Annotated in this window: 14 protein-coding genes and 1 tRNA gene; 9 read left to right on the top strand and 6 right to left on the bottom strand. The window is 63.8% G+C overall.

The annotated features are described in order from the left end of the window. Positions 1-23 precede the first annotated feature (23 nt). On the top strand, positions 24-1304 hold the full coding sequence (gene hemA, locus FJ972_RS27290) for a 5-aminolevulinate synthase (RefSeq protein ID WP_226880454.1): 1281 nt from the start codon (positions 24-26) through the stop codon (positions 1302-1304). Between the two features lie 74 nt (positions 1305-1378). Here the strand turns inward: hemA and FJ972_RS27295 are convergent, their stop codons facing one another. Together FJ972_RS27295 and mscL are read right to left on the bottom strand one after the other, a co-directional pair. After that, entirely contained in the window at positions 1379-2545 is a 1167-nt protein-coding gene (locus tag FJ972_RS27295; RefSeq protein WP_140523994.1) for a pyridoxal phosphate-dependent aminotransferase, read from the bottom strand. 110 nt (positions 2546-2655) lie between these two features. Continuing rightward, positions 2656-3078 (bottom strand): large conductance mechanosensitive channel protein MscL, encoded by a 423-nt coding sequence (gene mscL / locus FJ972_RS27300; protein ID WP_140496583.1) that lies wholly within the window; start codon positions 3076-3078, stop codon positions 2656-2658. Between the two features lie 222 nt (positions 3079-3300). On the opposite strand from mscL, the gene FJ972_RS27305 reads away from it, so the two are divergent. Beyond that, positions 3301-6807: a PAS domain-containing hybrid sensor histidine kinase/response regulator gene (locus tag FJ972_RS27305; protein WP_140523992.1), complete on the top strand. Its 3507-nt coding sequence runs from the start codon at positions 3301-3303 to the stop codon at positions 6805-6807. Between the two features lie 173 nt (positions 6808-6980). On the opposite strand, the gene FJ972_RS27310 is transcribed toward FJ972_RS27305, so the two are convergent. After that, entirely contained in the window at positions 6981-7640 is a 660-nt protein-coding gene (locus FJ972_RS27310) for a response regulator transcription factor (protein WP_140513279.1), read from the bottom strand. Positions 7641-7766: 126 nt separating this feature from the next. Next, on the bottom strand, positions 7767-8201 hold the full coding sequence (locus FJ972_RS27315) for a hypothetical protein (RefSeq protein WP_140513277.1): 435 nt from the start codon (positions 8199-8201) through the stop codon (positions 7767-7769). A gap of 107 nt (positions 8202-8308) precedes the next feature. On the opposite strand from FJ972_RS27315, the gene FJ972_RS27320 reads away from it, so the two are divergent. Next, the gene (locus FJ972_RS27320; RefSeq protein ID WP_140496591.1) at positions 8309-8659 is read left to right on the top strand and encodes a DUF952 domain-containing protein; all 351 of its coding nucleotides are present in this window, start codon (positions 8309-8311) and stop codon (positions 8657-8659) included. Further along, the gene (locus tag FJ972_RS27325) at positions 8656-9735 is read left to right on the top strand and encodes a quinone-dependent dihydroorotate dehydrogenase (protein ID WP_140496593.1); all 1080 of its coding nucleotides are present in this window, start codon (positions 8656-8658) and stop codon (positions 9733-9735) included. The genes FJ972_RS27320 and FJ972_RS27325 overlap by 4 nt, the downstream gene beginning before the upstream one ends. Here FJ972_RS27325 and FJ972_RS27330 read toward each other — a convergent pair. Next, the gene (locus tag FJ972_RS27330; protein ID WP_140523990.1) at positions 9728-11086 is read right to left on the bottom strand and encodes an MATE family efflux transporter; all 1359 of its coding nucleotides are present in this window, start codon (positions 11084-11086) and stop codon (positions 9728-9730) included. The two genes, FJ972_RS27325 and FJ972_RS27330, sit on opposite strands and share 8 nt — an antisense overlap. A 132-nt stretch (positions 11087-11218) precedes the next feature. On the opposite strand from FJ972_RS27330, the gene FJ972_RS27335 reads away from it, so the two are divergent. Further along, positions 11219-12121, top strand: a complete 903-nt coding sequence (locus FJ972_RS27335) for a histone deacetylase (protein WP_140523989.1) — start codon at positions 11219-11221, stop codon at positions 12119-12121. Positions 12122-12124: 3 nt separating this feature from the next. Here FJ972_RS27335 and FJ972_RS27340 read toward each other — a convergent pair whose 3' ends face one another. Beyond that, positions 12125-12388, bottom strand: coding sequence for a DUF6460 domain-containing protein (locus tag FJ972_RS27340; RefSeq protein WP_140496599.1), 264 nt, complete (start codon positions 12386-12388; stop codon positions 12125-12127). Between the two features lie 441 nt (positions 12389-12829). Between FJ972_RS27340 and FJ972_RS27345 the strand changes: the two genes are divergently transcribed. From FJ972_RS27345 to FJ972_RS27360, 4 genes are all read left to right on the top strand, one after another. Then, on the top strand, positions 12830-13858 hold the full coding sequence (locus FJ972_RS27345; protein WP_140513269.1) for a glycosyltransferase family 2 protein: 1029 nt from the start codon (positions 12830-12832) through the stop codon (positions 13856-13858). Between the two features lie 69 nt (positions 13859-13927). Continuing rightward, entirely contained in the window at positions 13928-15418 is a 1491-nt protein-coding gene (locus FJ972_RS27350; protein WP_140523987.1) for a hypothetical protein, read from the top strand. A 202-nt stretch (positions 15419-15620) separates the two neighbouring features. Then, entirely contained in the window at positions 15621-17513 is a 1893-nt protein-coding gene (locus tag FJ972_RS27355; RefSeq protein ID WP_140523985.1) for an acyltransferase family protein, read from the top strand. 108 nt (positions 17514-17621) lie between these two features. Continuing rightward, positions 17622-17695, top strand: a tRNA-Gly gene (locus FJ972_RS27360). The last annotated feature ends 12 nt before the right edge of the window (positions 17696-17707 follow it).

Below are 17707 nucleotides of genomic sequence, written 5' to 3' on the forward strand. Positions count from 1 at the left end.
CAGCCCAAAACTGGGAAGCCGACATGAATTATCAGCGGTTCTTCGAGGACGCGATCGACCAGCTCCATGCGGAACGACGCTACCGCGTCTTTGCCGACCTCGAGCGCATAGCGGGCAAATTTCCGCGTGCCATCTGGCGCGCCAACGGCCGCGCAGAGGAAATCACCGTCTGGTGCTCCAACGACTATCTCGGCATGGGCCAGCACCCGGATGTCATCGCAGCGTTCCAGAACGCGGCGGGCCGGATGGGTTCGGGCGCCGGCGGCACCCGCAACATCTCCGGCACCAGCAATCCGCTGGTCGAACTCGAGCATGAGCTCGCCGACCTGCACGACAAGGAAGCCGCGCTCGTCTTCACCTCCGGTTTTGTCTCCAACGAAGCCTCGATCTCGACCATCGCGCGGCTTTTGCCCAACTGCCTGATCATTTCGGACGAGCTCAACCATGCCTCGATGATCGAAGGCGTGCGGCGCTCGGGCGCGGAAAAGAAGATTTTTCGCCACAACGATGTCGCGCACCTGGAAAGCCTGCTGCAGGCGGCGGGCCGCGAGCGCGCCAAGCTGATCGTGTTCGAGAGCGTCTATTCGATGGATGGCGATATCGCGCCGATCAGAGAGATCGTCGACCTCGCCGAGCGCTATAACGCCATGACCTATATCGACGAGGTCCACGCCGTGGGCATGTACGGTCCGCGCGGCGGCGGCATCACCGAGCGGGAAGGCCTCGCCGACCGCATCGACATCATCGAGGGCACGCTCGCCAAGGCTTTCGGCACGCTGGGCGGCTACATCACCGGCACGAGCGCTGTCATCGACGCCGTGCGCTCCTATGCGCCGGGCTTCATCTTCACCACCGCGCTGCCGCCGGCCATCGCCGCCGCTGCCACCACCTCGATCCGTCATCTCAAGCGCTCGCAGGCCGAGCGTGACGCCCAGCAGCAGCAGGCGACGCGGACCAAGCAGATCCTCTCCGCCGCCGGCCTCCCGGTGATGGACTCGGCGACCCACATCGTGCCAGTGCTGGTTGGCGACCCCGAGCTTTGCAAGATGGCAAGCGACCGGCTGCTCGGCGTGCACGGCATCTACATCCAGCCGATCAACTATCCGACCGTGCCGCGCGCGCACGGAGCGGCTGCGCGCATCACGCCGACGCCGTTCCATTCGGATGCGCTGATCGCCGAGCTGCAGGACGCCTTGGTCGAGACCTGGGACGCGCTCGGCATTTCCTATGGTTCAGCAGGACGACCTTCCGTGGCCAAGACCGACCGGATCATTCCCCTGCTGGTGCCCAAGTCAGGCGGCTGAAACCCGTTTGAAACTCCACTCCGGCGGCCGTCTGGGGCGCCGGAGCGACTTTCAATTCGGGCTTCGTCAACCTCTCAAACAGCCGTCATCCACTTCGCCAGCCGGTGCGCCGCCTCCTCGAGCTGGTCGAGGCGGCGGTGGAAGCACAGCCTGAGGAAGGCTTCGCCGCCCGGGCCGAAGGCCGTGCCCGGCGCCAGGCCGACATTGGCCTTGTCGACGATCTCGAAGGCGGCGCTGCGCGAATCGGTGATGCCGTCCACCCTGAAGAACAGATAGAAAGCACCTTGCGGCACAGTGAACCGGGCGCGGTCGGTGGCGCCGAGAATGCCGCAGACCAGATCGCGCGCCTTTCTTGCCCTCTCCACCTGTCCGGCGACGAAGACATCGCCTTCATCGAGCGCCGCGACCGCGCCGCGCTGCATGAACTGGGCGACACCTGAATTCGAATACTGGATCAGGTTCTCGAACACCTGCTGCAAGCTCGGATGGGTCTTGATCCAGCCGACGCGCCAGCCGGTCATCGCCCAGTTCTTGGAGAAGCTGTTCACGAACAGGATGCGGTCCTCTGCGGTCGCGATGTCGAGGAAGGACGGCGCGCGGCCTTGGCCATAGTGGAACAGCGAATAGATCTCGTCGGCGATGATCCAAAGGCCATTTGCCCGGGCGAGATCGAGAATGGCGCGCAAAGTCTCATGGTCGGCGGTCCAGCCGGTCGGATTGGACGGCGTGTTGATGAACAGCGCCCTGGTCCTGGGCGTGATGGCGGCCGCGATCTTCTCGACGTCGCACGACCAGCCATTGCCGGATTGATCGAGCGTGACCGGCACCGGCACTGCACCGGCGATGGCGGCGGCGGCGTCGAAATTCGGCCAGGCGGGCGACAGATAGATCACCTCGTCGCCGGCACCGGCGAGCGCGTCGAGCGCAAGCTGGATCGCATGCATGCCCGAGCCGGTGACGATGAATTCGTCCTCGGCGAAGTGTTTGCCGAAATGCCTCTGGTAATAGCGGGCAAGCGCCTGCCTGAGATCGGGGATGCCCCTCTGCCAGGTGTAGAACGTCTCGCCACCGGCCAGCGCCTTCGACGCGGCATCGGTGATGAAGGACGGCGTCGGCAGATCGCCCTCGCCGGCCCAGAGCGGGATCAAGCCGTCGCGCAGCCTGCCATAGTTGACGACGGCGACGATACCGCTTTCGGGCGCAGCCAAGGCCTCGGGGCGCAGGTTCTGGATCAGGGTCATGGGCAGGTCCGTTCGAACAGGGATAGCATGCCGGCTGTTCTACTACGGGCGAAAGCAAAAAACCCCGGCCGTGAACGACCGGGGTTTTGGTCCAGAAGAACCTGATGTCTCTATCTCCTGGCAAGCAGATCGCGGATTTCGGTCAGAAGCTGCACATCGGCAGGCGGCGGCGCGGCGGCAGGCGCGGGCTTTTCGGCCTCCAGGCGCCTGCGCAGGTTGTTCACCGCCTTGACCATCAAGAAGATGATGAATGCGAGGATGAGAAAGTTCAGCACGACCGTGATGAAGCTGCCATAGGCGAAGACGGCGCCCTCTTTCTTTGCCTCCGCCAGCGTGCCCGAGTGGACGTTCGAGGACAGTCCGAAGAAGTAGTTGTTGAAGTCCAACCCGCCGAAAATCGCGCCCACGATCGGCATGATGATGTCGTTGACAAGGGAATCGACGATCCTGCCGAAAGCAGCGCCGATGATGACGCCGACGGCCAGGTCCATCACATTGCCCTTGGAAATGAATTCCTGGAATTCTTTCAGCATTTCGACCCTCCTTGCCATGATCGGCCGCGTTCTCCAGCGCCGGCCAAGCCCACAATAGCAAAAACCTCCGGTTGCAAAACCGGAAAAAGGGCCAAGGCACCGGTTTGTTTTTACCCGCATCATCAGACGTCCATGCGCCGAACGCCGCGATGGACTCAGCTTCCAAGCTGTGGTTGCGTGCGGTGAGCGGGCGTCGAGCCGGCCAGGGAGGAAGCGCGAGCCGTGCAGGGCTTGTTCATCGTTGTCATCGCGATCGCTTATGTGACGCTTCTGTTCGCCATCGCCAGCCTTGGCGACCGCCGCTCGGCCAGCTCCGGGCCCGGTCGCGCACGTCCGTTCATCTACGCGCTCAGCCTGGCCATCTATTGCACCTCCTGGACGTTTTTCGGTTCTGTCGGCCTGTCTTCCGAGCGCGGCCTGGAGTTCCTAGGCATCTATACCGGCCCGGTGCTGGTGTTCGTGTTCGGTTTTCCCTTGCTCAACCGTCTCGTGCGGCTGGCCAAGACCGAGAAGATCACCTCGATCGCCGACTTCCTCGGCGCGCGCTATGGCAAGAGCTTCACCGTGGCCGCCATCGCCACGCTGATCGCGACCATCGGCGCGGTGCCCTATATCGCGCTGCAGCTGAAGGCGATCTCCGGTTCCGTCAGCCTGATGGTCGAGCATTACACCGGCTCGCCGCCCTCGTTCGACCCCTTCGTCAGCGACATCTCGCTGGTCGTCGCCATGCTCCTGGCGCTGTTCGCGGTGCTGTTCGGCACGCGCCACGCCGACGCCACCGAGCACCAGGACGGGCTGGTGCTGGCGGTGGCGGTCGAAACCGTGGTCAAGCTTGCCGCCTTCCTGGCGATCGGCCTGATGGTCACTTTCCTGATCTTCGGCGGGCCCGGCGACATGTTCGGCAAGCTGGCCGAAAACGGCCAGGTGCGGCAGGCGATGGGCTATTCGACGTCGCTCGCCACCTGGCTGGTGCTGACCTGCCTGAGTGGCTTCGCCATCATCCTTCTGCCCCGGCAGTTCTACGTCACCATCGTCGAGAACCGCAGCGAGGCGGAACTGCGCACCGCGACATGGGTGTTTCCGCTCTATCTGGTGGCGATCAACCTGTTCGTGCTGCCGATCGCCTTCGCCGGACTGTCGCTGGTCGGCACGAAGACGAGCAGCGACCTATATGTGCTGTCGCTGCCCTTGTTCGGCGGTCACGATTTCCTGGCCATGGCTGCCTTCATCGGCGGCCTGTCGGCGGCCACCGCCATGGTCATCGTCGAGAGCGTGGCGCTGTCGATCATGATCTCCAACGACCTCATCATCCCGCTGTTCGTGCGGCGGCTGCTGAGGACGACGTCTTCCGAAAACGAGGACTGGTCGACGCTCATCCTCAACGTGCGGCGGGCATCGATCTTCATCATGCTTTTCATCGCCTTCCTCTACTATCGCGAGAGCACCGACAGCGCGCGGCTGTCGTCGATCGGCCTGATGTCGTTCGCGGCGATCGCGCAATTCGCGCCGGCGCTGATCGGCGGGCTGATCTGGCGCGGCGCCAATGGCAGGGGCGCGGCCCTCGGCATGGTCGCCGGCATCCTGATCTGGGGCTACACGCTGCTGTTGCCATCGCTCGTCGCGCCCGAAACCGGCATATTGGTGCATGGCCTGTTCGGCTTCGAAGCGCTGCGGCCGCAGGCGCTGTTCGGAACCGTTGCGGAGCCGTTGAACCACGGCGTGCTGTGGAGCCTGTCGATCAACGCACTGTTTTTCGTACTGGGCTCGCTGTCACGCGCCGCGGTGCCGCTGGAGCGCATCCAGGCGTCGATCTTCGTGCCGCGCGAAGCCGGGCCGATGCCCAGCCTGCGCCGTTTCCGTACCGCCGTCACCGTCAACGACCTGAAGGACACCATCGCGCGCTATCTCGGCGTCCAGCGCACCGAGCGGTCGTTCCAGTCCTTCGAAAAGACCACCAACGTCATCCTGCATGGCAATGAGCAGGCCAGCATGGACGTCATCCGCTTTTCCGAGCAGCTTTTGGCCAGCGCCGTCGGCTCTTCGTCGGCGCGGCTGATTCTGTCGCTGCTGTTTCGCCGCCACGACCGCGAATCCAGGGATGCCTTCCGGCTGCTCGACGACGCCACGGAAGCATTGCAACACAATCGCGACCTGTTGCAGATCGCGCTCGACCAGATGGAACAGGGCATCACCGTCTTCGACCGGGATTTCAGGCTGATCTGCTGGAACCGCCAGTACCGGGAGCTGTTCGACCTGCCCGACGACATGGGCCAGGTCGGCGTCTCGCTCGACCAGATCCTGCGCCATCTGGCGGAGCGCGGCGATATCCCGACCGACCAGCGGGTGACGATGCTCAACCGGCTGACCAGCTTCGTCAGCCCCTGGCAGATGGAACTGAAGACCAGCGGCCGGATCCTGGAGCTGCGCTCCAACCCGATGCCGGACGGCGGCATCGTCGCCACCTATGCCGACATTTCCGGCCGCGTCGAGCAGGACCTGGCGCTGAAGCGGGCGAACGAGTCGCTGGAACAGCGGGTGAAGACCCGCACCATCGAACTGACCAGGGTCAACGAGGAGTTGACCCGGGTCAACGAGGAACTGGCGCAGGCGCAGATGCTTGCCGAGGAGGCCAATCTGGGCAAGACGCGCTTCCTCGCCGCGGCCGGCCACGACATCCTTCAACCGCTCAACGCCGCCAGGCTCTACTGCTCGTCGTTGATCGAAAAGGCCGGCAAGGGCCCGGCCGGCAAGGCCGCGGTCAACATCGACTCCTCGCTGGAATCGGTCGAGACCATTCTGGGCGCCGTGCTCGACATTTCCCGCCTCGATGCCGGTGCCATGAAACCGGACGACACGGCCTTCAACCTAGACGCATTGCTGCGCCAGATCGGCAATGATTTCCGGCCGCTTGCCGCGGAAAAGCAACTCAAGCTGACGATCATGCCCTCGTCGCTGACAGTGATGACGGATCGCAACCTGTTGCGCCGCCTGATCCAGAACCTCGTTTCCAACGCCATCAAATACACACGTCACGGCCGCATCCTGGTTGGCGTGCGGCGGCGCGGCGAACTGGCGGAAATCCAGGTGATCGACACTGGCATCGGCATTGCCGGCGACAAGCTGAACACGGTGTTTCGCGAATTCACCCGGCTGGACGAAGGCGCGCGCGAGGCCGAAGGCCTCGGCCTCGGCCTTTCGATCGTCGATCGCATCGCGCGGGTGCTGAGGCTTGAAATCCGTATTTTCTCCAATCCGGGCAAGGGCACGCGCTTTTCCGTCATCCTGCCGGTGGCGGCCGTGCAGGAACCGAAACGCGAGGTCGAAACCAGGGCGCCGGCCCGCGCGGCGGCTTCGCTGGCCGGACTGAGCGTGCTGTGTATCGACAACGACGCCCGCATCCTGGAAGGCATGCGGCTGCTGCTCGAAGGCTGGGGCTGCGCCGTCGAGACCGTGTCCGGCACAACGAACCGGGATATCGCGATCCGCCGCCCGGACATTGTCCTTGCCGACTATCATCTCGATGGCGAAACCGGCCTCGACGCCATCGTCGGGCTGCGAGCGATCCACGGCGACGACCTGCCCGCCGTGCTGGTCACCGCCGACCGTTCCAACGAGGTACGCACGGCGGCGGCCGGGCTCGACGTCCCGGTGATCAACAAGCCGCTCAAACCGGCCGTGCTGCGCTCGATGATGGCCAGGGTCAGGCCGCTGGCGCCGGCGGCGGAGTAACTGTCAGATCTGCTTCATTTCGGCCCCGCCGACGGCGCCCAGGCTTCGAGATAGGCGCAAAACATGTCGGCCATCGCTTCGGCATGGCTTCTATCTCTGCCGACGGGCGAGGCGTTTCCGAAAAACTGGTCGCCGGGCCGACATCCGCATAACCATCCGCCAGGTTCGGGCGCTCAGCTCACCGGCTGCAGCGGATCGCTGCCGATCTTGGACAGCAGGATCACCGCCTGGGTGCGGCTGTCGACGCCGAGCTTCTGCAATATCGCCGAGACATGCGCCTTGATCGTCGCCTCTGAGACGCCGAGCTCATAGGCGATCTGCTTGTTGAGAAGGCCTTCCGCCAGCATGCCGAGCACGCGGGTTTGCTGCGGCGTGAGCGCCTGCAAGCGCTTGATCAGGTCCGATATTTCGGGATCGCGCTCGACACCGAGATCGATGCCGGCCGGTGCCGCGATATCGCCCGCAAGGACCGATCGCACGGCGTCGCGGATTTCCTCCATGCTGGCCGATTTGGAGATGAAACCGGACGCGCCGAGGTCGAGCGCGCGCCGGATGGTCGCCGGGTCGTCATGGGCGGAGACCACCACCAGCGGCGCCGCCGGATGGATGCCGCGCAACGAGATCAGGCCGGAAAGGCCGCTCGCGCCCGGCATCGACAGGTCGAGCAGCACCAGATCGACCTCCTCGTTGGCCACGACCAGCGCCTTGGCGCTTTCGAAATCGCCGGCTTCGTGAATAGCGGTGACATTGCCGATGCCGGCAAGCGCTTCGCGCAACGCACCGCGAAACAGCGGGTGATCGTCGGCGATGACGAAAGAATAGCCTGATGGCAAATATCCCTCCCCGGATCCCTTGATGGTCTTCTGTTTTCTCGGGACCTGATGCAACGATTATGAGGCGCTTCGCGCTGTTTTCAAGCAGCAAAGCCGGCGCACCGGATTTCCCCAGACGGCCTGTCTTCAGGTCTTCTGCGAGTTGGGTTTGGCGCCGTCGCCGCTGTCCTTGTCCATATCTTTGACGATGCCCATGAAGCCCTTCAGGAAACGCTCCATGTAGCTCATCGTCTTGTTGAAATCCTCCTCGCTCGGCAATGTCGATTCGAGGCGGGCCGAGAGCGAATTCTCGAGCCTGGTGACGCGCTCGTCCATGGCTTTCATCGAGGTTTGCAGGCGATCGACCTCGTCCTGGAAGGCAGCGCGTTCATCGGCCGCCATCTTGCAGACGAGTTGGCCGGAGCGCTCCTCGCAGATCGACATCGCGCCCGTCTGTGTGTCCATGCGGACATAGCCGTTGGCGGATTTCTCCAGACGGTAGCGGTCGGCCTCCTCGGAAAAGGCGGACGCCGCGACCAGCGAAACGAGCGCGGCGGGGATCAAGATGTGCTGCAGACGCATGTTGTCCTCCATGGCCAAAGCCTGAGATATCGCATGTTTGCGCCGGAAATGGGGAAGATCCTTGGCACGGCCTTCCCCGCACGGCTGGTTCGGACTATAGCGCAACCATGTCTCAGATTATCTACAAGATAACCCCGGAAGGGCCTTGGCGCGAGGCCGAAGCGAACGGCCGCTTCACCGGAGCGCCGATCGATGTCGCCGACGGCTTCATCCATTTCTCCACGGCGGCACAGGTCAAAGAGACGGCGGCGAAACATTTTGCCGGCCAGGCGGGGCTTCTGCTGGTCGCCATCGACGGGACCAGCCTGGGCGATGCGCTAAAATACGAGGCCTCCCGCGGCGGCGCGCTGTTTCCGCACCTCTACGGCGTGCTCGACCTGAAAGCCGTGCTGTGGGTTCGGCCGCTGCCGCTCGGCGCCGACGGCACCCACCAGTTCCCGGCGCTGGAGGCCGAATGAGCGTGCTCGACCGGATTGGCCAGAAGCTGCTCTTCACGTTCGACCCGGAAACCGCGCATGGCCTGTCGATCGCGGCGCTGCGCTGCGGCCTGCCGGTCGGCGCACGGACGGCGCGCGACGCACGGCTGAAGGTCAGCCTCTGCGGCCTCGATTTTCCCAATCCGCTCGGCATGGCTGCCGGTTATGACAAGAATGCGGAGGTGCCCGATGCGCTTCTCGGCCTCGGCTTCGGCTTTGCCGAGGTCGGCACGGTGACGCCGCTGCCGCAGCCTGGCAATCCGAAGCCGCGCATCTTCCGGTTGCCGGCGGATGAAGCGGTGATCAACCGGCTCGGCTTCAACAATGAAGGCCATGCGGCCGCCGAGAAACGCCTGGTCGGCCGCGAGGAGCGCTCCGGCATCGTCGGCGTCAACATCGGCGCCAACAAGGACAGCGCCGACCGCGTCAACGACTATGAGCGCGGTGTCATCCGCTTCGCGCCTTACGCCAGCTATCTCACCGTCAATATTTCCTCGCCCAATACGCCCGGCCTGCGCACCATGCAGGCGCGCGAACAGCTTGGCGAGCTCCTGTCGCGCGTCATGGCCGCGCGCGCGGCGGCGGCAAGGCAGCCGCCGGTGTTTCTCAAGATTGCGCCGGACCTGGTCGAAGCCGAGCTGGAAGACATCGCCGCCGAGGTCACCCACAACGCCATAGACGGCATCATCGTGTCCAACACCACCATTTCTCGCCCGGCGCTACGCTCCAGCGGCGCGGCAAGCGAGACCGGCGGGCTTTCCGGCCGGCCGCTATTCGAGCGCTCGACCATCGTGCTGGCCCGTATGCGCAGGCTGCTGGGGCCGGACATGGCCATCATCGGCGTGGGTGGGGTCAACTCCGCCGAGACGGCGCTCGAGAAGATCCGCGCAGGCGCGGATCTCGTCCAGCTTTACACCGGCATGATCTATGCCGGGCCGGCGCTGCCGGGACGCATCGTCGCCGGCATGGCGCGTTTCGCCGAGACGGAACGGCTCAACTCCATCAGCGATTTGCGCGACCGCCATCTCGACCAATGGGCTTCAAGGCCGCTCAACTGAATGCCGTCCGCAGCCGCAACCGCAGGATGGCCAGCAGGCTGAGGCCACGCACCAGCAGGAAGACATGCAATGCCGCCCACAGCCCATGATTGCCGAAAGCGGGCGCCAGCGTAATCAGCGCGGCGGCGAAGGCCAGGAAAGACAAAAGCATCATGTTGCGCATGTCGCGCGACCAGGTCGCGCCGATGAAGACGCCGTCCATCTGGAAAGCCAGCACGCCGCTCAGTGCGGTGAAGGCCGCCCAGGGCAGGTAGGTGTCGGCCACCGAGCGGACTTCCTGCGACGTTGTAACGACGGCAACCAGATTGGCACCGGCCAGCAGAAGCACCAGGGTTGCGGCGCCCGCCAATCCGAACCCCCAGAACAGGGTCAACCGCACCGCGCGCCGGAACGGGTGCTCAGCCCGCGCACCGACGGCGCGGCCGGCGAGCTGTTCCGCGGCGGTGGCGAAACCGTCGAGGAAATAGCCTGCGACGAGGAAAAAATTCATCAGCACGGCGTTGGCGGCCAGCGTAACCGTGCCGAATTGCGCACCTTGGCGGGTGAACAGCCCAAAGGCGGCAAGCAGCGAGAACGAGCGGATCATGATATCGCGGTTGAGCGACAGCATGCGCAGGAACGCGCTCATGTCGAGCAGGCGTTGGCGTGGCACGGGCGGGCTTGCACTGAACCGCCTGATGACGATGGCGAGGCCAAGCAACATGGCCAGGAATTCGCCGGTGACGGTTGCCCATGCGACGCCGGCGACGCCCCAGCCAAGCTCCAGCCCAAGCAGGATGCAGAGCGCGATGTTGATGCCGTTCAGCACCAGCTGCAGAACCAACCCGAGACCGCCCTCGCCTCGGCCGAGGACATAGCCTAGAATGGCGTAGTTGATCAGCGAGAATGGTGCCGCGAGCAATCTGATGCCGATATAGACGCCCATCGCCTCGCTGACGCGCGGCCCGGCATCCATGAACCACCGCCCGCCGGCCGCGATCAGCGGCGAAAGCGCAGCCAGCACGACGCCGGCGACAACAGCGATCAGCACGGCGCGCCAGAACACCGCCTGTTCCTCCAGCGCGTCGTTGCGCCCGAAAGCCTGGGCGACCAGACCGGTGGTGCCGGAGCGCAGGAAATTGAAGGTGGTGAAGACGACGTCGAAGACCAGCGCGCCTGCCGCCAGGCCGCCAAGCAAGGCGGCGTCGCCGAGCTGTCCGACAACAGCCGTATCGACCATGCCGAGCAGCGGCGTCGTCAGGTAGGCGAGCGTCATCGGCACGGCGATGACGAGCACCGTGCGGTTGGTGACGACAAAGGATCCGGGAACGATTGGGGATCCGGCGTCGGCTGGGATTGCACCCTTCTCCAAAGAATTGCTGCCTTGCTGATTGCGGCTTGATCGAACAGCCGGTGTGCCCCATTTTCCGGCCACCGCGCAATCCATCCTTGCCATGGCGGCCAACCGAAATTCCGGTCTGGCGCGAGCCGCCGGATCCGGTCCATGTCCCTCCAGATCGTCCATCATCCCGACTACGACGCCGGCTTCGCCGTCAACCATCGCTTTCCGATGAGCAAATATCCGCTGCTGATGGAAGCCTTGCGCGCACGCGGACTGGCCGTGCAGGGGGCGCTCAGCATGCCGGAAGCGGCACCCGCACCATGGCTGAAGCGTGCCCATGCGGCTGATTATGTCGACCAGGTCATCAGCTGTTCGGTGCCGGAAAAGATCGAACGCGAGATCGGCTTTCCGGTCGGCCCGCGCGTCTCGCTGCGCGCCCAACTCGCCACCGGCGGCACAGTACTGGCGGCCCGGCTGGCCTTGCGCCACGGCATTGCCTGCAACACCGCCGGCGGCAGCCATCATGCGCGCCGCGCGCAGGGCGCGGGCTTCTGCACCTTCAACGACGTCGCCGTCGCTTCGCTGGTGCTGCTTGCCGAAGGCGCGGCGCGGAACATACTCGTGGTCGATCTGGATGTGCATCAGGGCGACGGCACGGCGGATATCCTGGCTGGCGATCAGCGCGTGTTCACCTTCTCCATGCATGGCGAGCGCAACTACCCCGCGCGCAAGATCGCCTCCGACCTCGATGTCGCACTGCCCGACGGCACGGGCGATGCCGCCTATCTCGAAAGGCTGGCCGCCATCTTGCCGGAACTGTCCGCCCATGCGCGCTGGGACATCGTTTTCTACAATGCCGGCGTCGACGTCCATGCCGAGGACCGGCTCGGCAGGCTGGCGCTTTCAAACGACGGGCTTCGCGCCCGCGACGCCATGGTGATCGGTCACTTCCGCTCGCGCGGCATCGCGCTATGCGGCGTCATCGGCGGCGGCTATTCGACCGACGTGGCCGCGCTCGCGGCGCGCCATGCCATTCTGTTCGAGGCGGCGGCGGACTACGCCTGACCGCTATTTCCTGTAGTTGGCGATTCTGAGCAGGATGAACGCCGGAACCACGATCGCCGCACCCAGCAGAATATAACCCAGGAAGCGGTCGATGGCATGGAAGCCCAGATTCCAGAGATCCAGGAAGAATTTGCGGATGCCATAGAGCACGTCCATCGGCGACCAGCCGAAGGCGGTCATGACGAGGCCGACGAGGAACGACACCACCAGCAACTTCAGGAGTACCCTGAGCGGGGTGTCGCCGAGAAAGCGCGTCAATGCGGACAAGACCTGTCTCCGGCTCTGATCGCCCGATTCGGCGACAGGATCAGAAATACGCACTTGGCCGCCCCGCTTCAAGCCGGGCGGGCCAAGGCTCTGAACCTGGCTGACAAAGCCTATGACGGCCGGTCCGGCGGTGCCGCCGGCTTTTCATGATAGGAATTTTTTCCTTGACGGGGTGAGGGCAACTATGGTAGATATTTGGCTATGGTGCTGAGTTGCGCCAGGGACCCGCCGCACAGGCGGGTTTATCCGTTCAAGGCTCCGTCAACAGCGCGCAGTCGAAGGCTCCGAAGGAACTCGTTAACGCGGATCGTGCCCTGGTACCAAGCCGGCGACCATAGGCGCATGGCAGGCGAGCAGCCGGTGGCGGCTGATCGCGGCCGGCTTATCTGTTTTCTAACCAATTGCCGCTATTGCCATTCCTGGAGCGGGAGCCAGGCTTTGATGGAAGCGGAAAAAATCGGCGCGCGCCGCGCGGTCATGCTTTCGGTTGTCGTGCCGTGCTATAACGAGCGGGACGGCGTGGCTGAGCTTCACCGACGCGTCACCGCCGCTTGCCTGGCGCAAAACCCTTCCTACGAGATCGTGCTCGTCATCGACGGGGCGACCGACGGCACCCGCGAGGCCGTTTTCGAACTGGCGCAAAAGGACGACCATGTCGTCGCCATCGACCTTGCCCGCAACTATGGCCACCAGATCGCGCTGAGCGCGGGGCTGGAGTTCTGCCGGGGCCAGCGCATCCTCATTCTCGATGCCGATCTCCAGGATCCGCCTGAACTGCTCGGCGCGATGATGGCCAAGATGGATGAAGGCTTCGATGTCGTTTACGGTCAAAGGGCCAAGCGTGATGGCGAAGGCTGGTTCAAGCTGGCTTCCGCGTCGATGTTCTACCGGCTGCTGCGCCGGATGGTCGACGTCGAGATCGCGCCGGACACCGGTGATTTCAGGCTGATGAGCCGCCGCGCCCTCGACCATCTGAACGCCATGCCGGAGCGCTACAGGTTCATTCGCGGCATGGTGAGCTGGATTGGGCTGAGACAGGCCGCCTTCTCCTATGAGCGGCAACGGCGTTTCGCCGGCGCCACCCACTATCCGCTCAAGAAGATGGTCCTCCTGGCTGTCGATGCGATGACCAGCTTTTCCATCGCGCCGTTGCGGTTTGCCTCGCTTCTGGGAATGCTTTCCGGCGTGCTGGGGATGGTCGTGCTCGGTTATACGCTGCTCGAATGGTCGCTGGGAAACGTCCTGCCGGGCTGGACCAGCCTTGCCGCGATCATGCTGATCCTGGGCAGTGTTCAGCTTCTGGTGCTCGGCATATTCGGCGAATATCTCGGCCGGATGTACATGGAGACGAAGCGGCGGCCGCTCTATTTCGTCAACGAGATCGTTTCGCGAAGCGATGTGGCCGTCGAAAACCAGGACCTGCCTGTCCACCGCCTCCAGGAAATGGTGAAGAGAGCCGCGCGTGGCTAAGGCGACGATCGACCGGCCGCAACGGGACCTCTCGACCGGAACGAACGCGAAATGGCCGGGAGCCGCGACATGAACCAAGCCACGGCAATCGCGATGGCTACGCCGTCGCTCGAGGATGCACAGCGCAGCAGGCTGTTGTTCTGTCTTTTCTGCGCCTGCACCGTTGCCTACGTGCTGATGAGGCATGCCAACTCCCTCCTTCTGGATCCTGACAGCTGGTGGCAGGTGAAGGTCGGGCTGGATTTCCTGACGAACCGGACATTTCCGACCGTCGACCCCTATTCCTATACCTTCGCCGGCCAGCCCTGGATCGCCAAGGAATGGCTGGGGCAGGTGCTTCTGGCGCTCGCCTATGGCGCCGGTGGCTGGAATGGCGTCGTCACGCTGATCATCGCCACGATCGGCCTGACAGTCTTCCTGATGGGATGGTTCCTCAGCGCATGGCTGAAGCCGGTGTTAGCGGTGGTGCTGGCTTTCGTCGCGGCTTTCCTTGTCGCCCCGATCTATACGGCGCGCCCCCACGTTTTCACGTTGCCGATCATCGTCATTTGGACGGCAATGCTGTTTCGCGCGGCGCAGGAGGAAAGAGCGCCATCCCCGTGGCTGCTCGCGCTCGTCGTGTTGTGGGCGAACCTGCATGCCACATTCACCTTGAGCTTCGTCATCGCCGGCTTTGCCGGTCTGTATCTCCTGTCGCGCATAGGCCTGTCGAAACCGGTTCTCCTGGCGAAATGGGTCGCGTTCGGCCTGCTCTGCCCAGTGGTCAGCCTGGTCCATCCCTATGGCGTCAAGGCCATCCTGGCGACGCTTACCGTCGCCTATGGCAACGAGGCGGTGCCGCTAATCCTGGAATGGCGGCCCTTCAACGCCCAGGAAGAGCTCATCAAGGAAGCCGTGATGCTGCTGGCGCTTTTCGGGCTGTTGGTGTCACGGCTGCGGATCGGCTGGGCCAAGGCGCTGTTCATCCTCTTCACCTTGCATGCCTATCTCAGTCACCAGCGGTTCATGTACCTGTTCTTCCTGCTGGTTCCGCTGGTGATCATGGTTGAGGTCGCACAGCAATATCCCGCACTTTCAGCCGCGACCTGGCTGGCGCAAAAGCGCGACGGATTGGAAAAAGTCCTCGCCAGGCATTACTACGCCATCTCAGGCGCGGTGGCCGTCCTGCTGATCGGCGCGGTCTCGGTCCTCGGCAGCGTCCAACAGATCGCGCCGAGCCCGAAGACGTCCGCCAGCGGAGCACTCGCCTTCGCAAGGGATCAGCAGCTGTCCGGCAACGTGCTGAATTCCTACAATTTCGGCGGCACGCTGATCTTCCACGGGATCAAGACCTACATCGACGGCAGGACGGACCAGCTGTTCCTGGACGGGTTCACGAAAACCGACGACGCGACCGGACACAGTGACGGCAAACCACTGCTCGAGGCCCGGCTGAAGAAATACGCCATAGGCTGGGCGCTGCTCGCGGCCGGCGACACCCGCATTCCCTTCTTCGAGGAATTGGGCTGGAAGCGGGCCTACGCGGACGAATACGCCGTGATCTACCTGCCCGGCGCCTGATCCGCGACGCCAGCCCAAACCGGCTTCGGCCCTCCAGCATTCGCCTTGACACCGATGTTGCGGTGCAGCAAATTGCACCGGAGAGGACGAACAAAGTGGGATCGAGAATCAAGGCTTTCTCGCATCGCGGCAATGCCGCCGCATGGGCCGGTGAACCGGGTGCGCCACGACTGCCGCCGGCCACGGCGCGCGAACCGGCCGCATGAACTACAGACGCGACATCGACGGCCTGCGGGCCATAGCGGTGCTGCCTGTCGTCCTCTTTCATTTCGGCTTGTCCGCCATCCCAGGCGGCTTCACCGGCGTCGACATCTTCTTCGTCATATCGGGCTATCTGATCAGCGGCAGCCTGCTCGACGATCTCGAACGCGGCCAGTTTTCGATCGGCCGCTTCTATTGGCGCCGCGCGCGGCGCATCCTGCCGGCGCTGACCTTCGTCATCGTGCTCGCAGGCACTGCCGCCTGGTTCATCCTTTTGCCATCGGACCTGCACGAATTCAGCCTCAGCGTCATCGCGGCCTCGACCTTCTGGTCGAACATCTATTTCTGGAAGACGACGAACTATTTCTCGATCGACGCCGAGCTGCGGCCGCTGCTGCACACATGGTCGCTCTCGGTCGAAGAGCAATATTACATCTTCGCGCCGATACTGGTGTACCTGATCTATCGCTATGCCTCGAAACGCTGGCTGACGATATTGCTGCCGATCGCGATCGGCAGTTTCGCCTTGGCGGTCATGGCGACCTCGATGGCGCCCACGGCGGGTTTCTACCTGTTGCCGACGCGCATCTGGGAACTGGCGCTGGGGGCCATGCTGATGCTGAGAAAGCCGCCGGCACTTGCCAGCCGGCCGGCAATGGAACTGATCGGCCTCGCCGGCTTTGCCATGGTCGCCTTCGGCTTCGTCACGATTTCGGAGAGCGACCCCTTTCCGGGCTACAATGCCTTGTTCCCCTGCATCGGCACCGCCCTGCTCATCTATGCCGGCCACGAAAGGGCGGGCGAACAGGGGCCGGCAACCATCGCCACGCGGGTGTTGCAGTTTCCTCCGCTGGTCTGGATCGGCCTCATTTCCTATTCGCTCTACCTCGTTCATTGGCCGATCAATTCCTTCGTCCATTACGTTTCGCTGAAAGCCATCGGCGTGCCGACGATCATCGCCATGACCGTGGCAAGCTTCGCCCTGGCGGCGTTCTCGTGGACATATGTCGAGCAGCCGTTTCGGCGGAAACGGGCCTACACCGCACCGCTGCCTATCTTCGCCTTTTCCGCGACGGCAATCGTCCTGCTCTGCGTCGGCGGCGTGGCCGGGGCGCTCGGCAACGGTTTTCCGCAACGCTTCCCGGACTTTTCAACGGAACGGATCCAGGTTGGCGACTGGCGCAACGGCATCTGCTTCAACGAAGGCTCGAACCGGATCGAGGACTGGAACCTTGCCGCCTGCACCCGAACGAGCGGCTTTGCCACCAATGTGCTGTTATGGGGCGATTCCTTCGCCGCCCACTATGTCTCGGGACTTGAAGCCAACGCCCAGAAAATCCAGGCTAACGTCATCCAATACACCTATGCCGGCTGCCCCCCGGACCTGACCTATTTTTCCTATGCCCGACCTGCCTGTACCAGCTTCAACGAGCGGGCCCTGTCGATCATCCGCGAAGCCAACATTCAGGCCGTGATCCTGAGTGGCCGATGGACCGACTACGAGGTCAGGGGCTTCGGCGGTCTCCAGAAGACGATCGACCGGCTTCGCCAGATGGGCGTCAAGGTCTACGTCATCGGCCAGTCTCCCGAATTCATCGCCGACGTCCAGAAAATCGCCTTCTTCGCAAGACGAGGAGATACCGCGAACATGTCCTGGCCGATGGCCATGGATCCGGACATCAACAAGCGGGTTCTGCCCTTCGTCAAAGGCGCTGACTTCATAGACCCGCTGACCTATCTGTGCGACGCCGCAGGCTGCTCGTATGCCGATGCCGGCAACAAGCAATTTCTCTATTTCGACTATGGTCACTTCTCTTCGGCGGGCGCAGCACTCGCCATCTCGAGATACTGGCCGAGCTTTGCAGCCGGCACCGAGATCGCGAAAGTGAAATAGCAGGCGGAACCGGCATGCGGCGCGCCGGTCGCTGGGACGGTACCGTGTGGAAAGTGAGCCGCTTTGCGATTGCCCGATGGCCAGCCCTCATGGTAACGAGGCTGCTGCGCGGGTATGATGTAATGGTAGCCTGTCAGCTTCCCAAGCTGAACGCGCGGGTTCGATTCCCGCTACCCGCTCCAGCATATGCCGCA

The sequence above is a fragment of the Mesorhizobium sp. B2-1-1 genome, from assembly GCF_006442975.2.
In the GTDB taxonomy this organism is placed as follows: Bacteria; Pseudomonadota; Alphaproteobacteria; order Rhizobiales; family Rhizobiaceae; genus Mesorhizobium.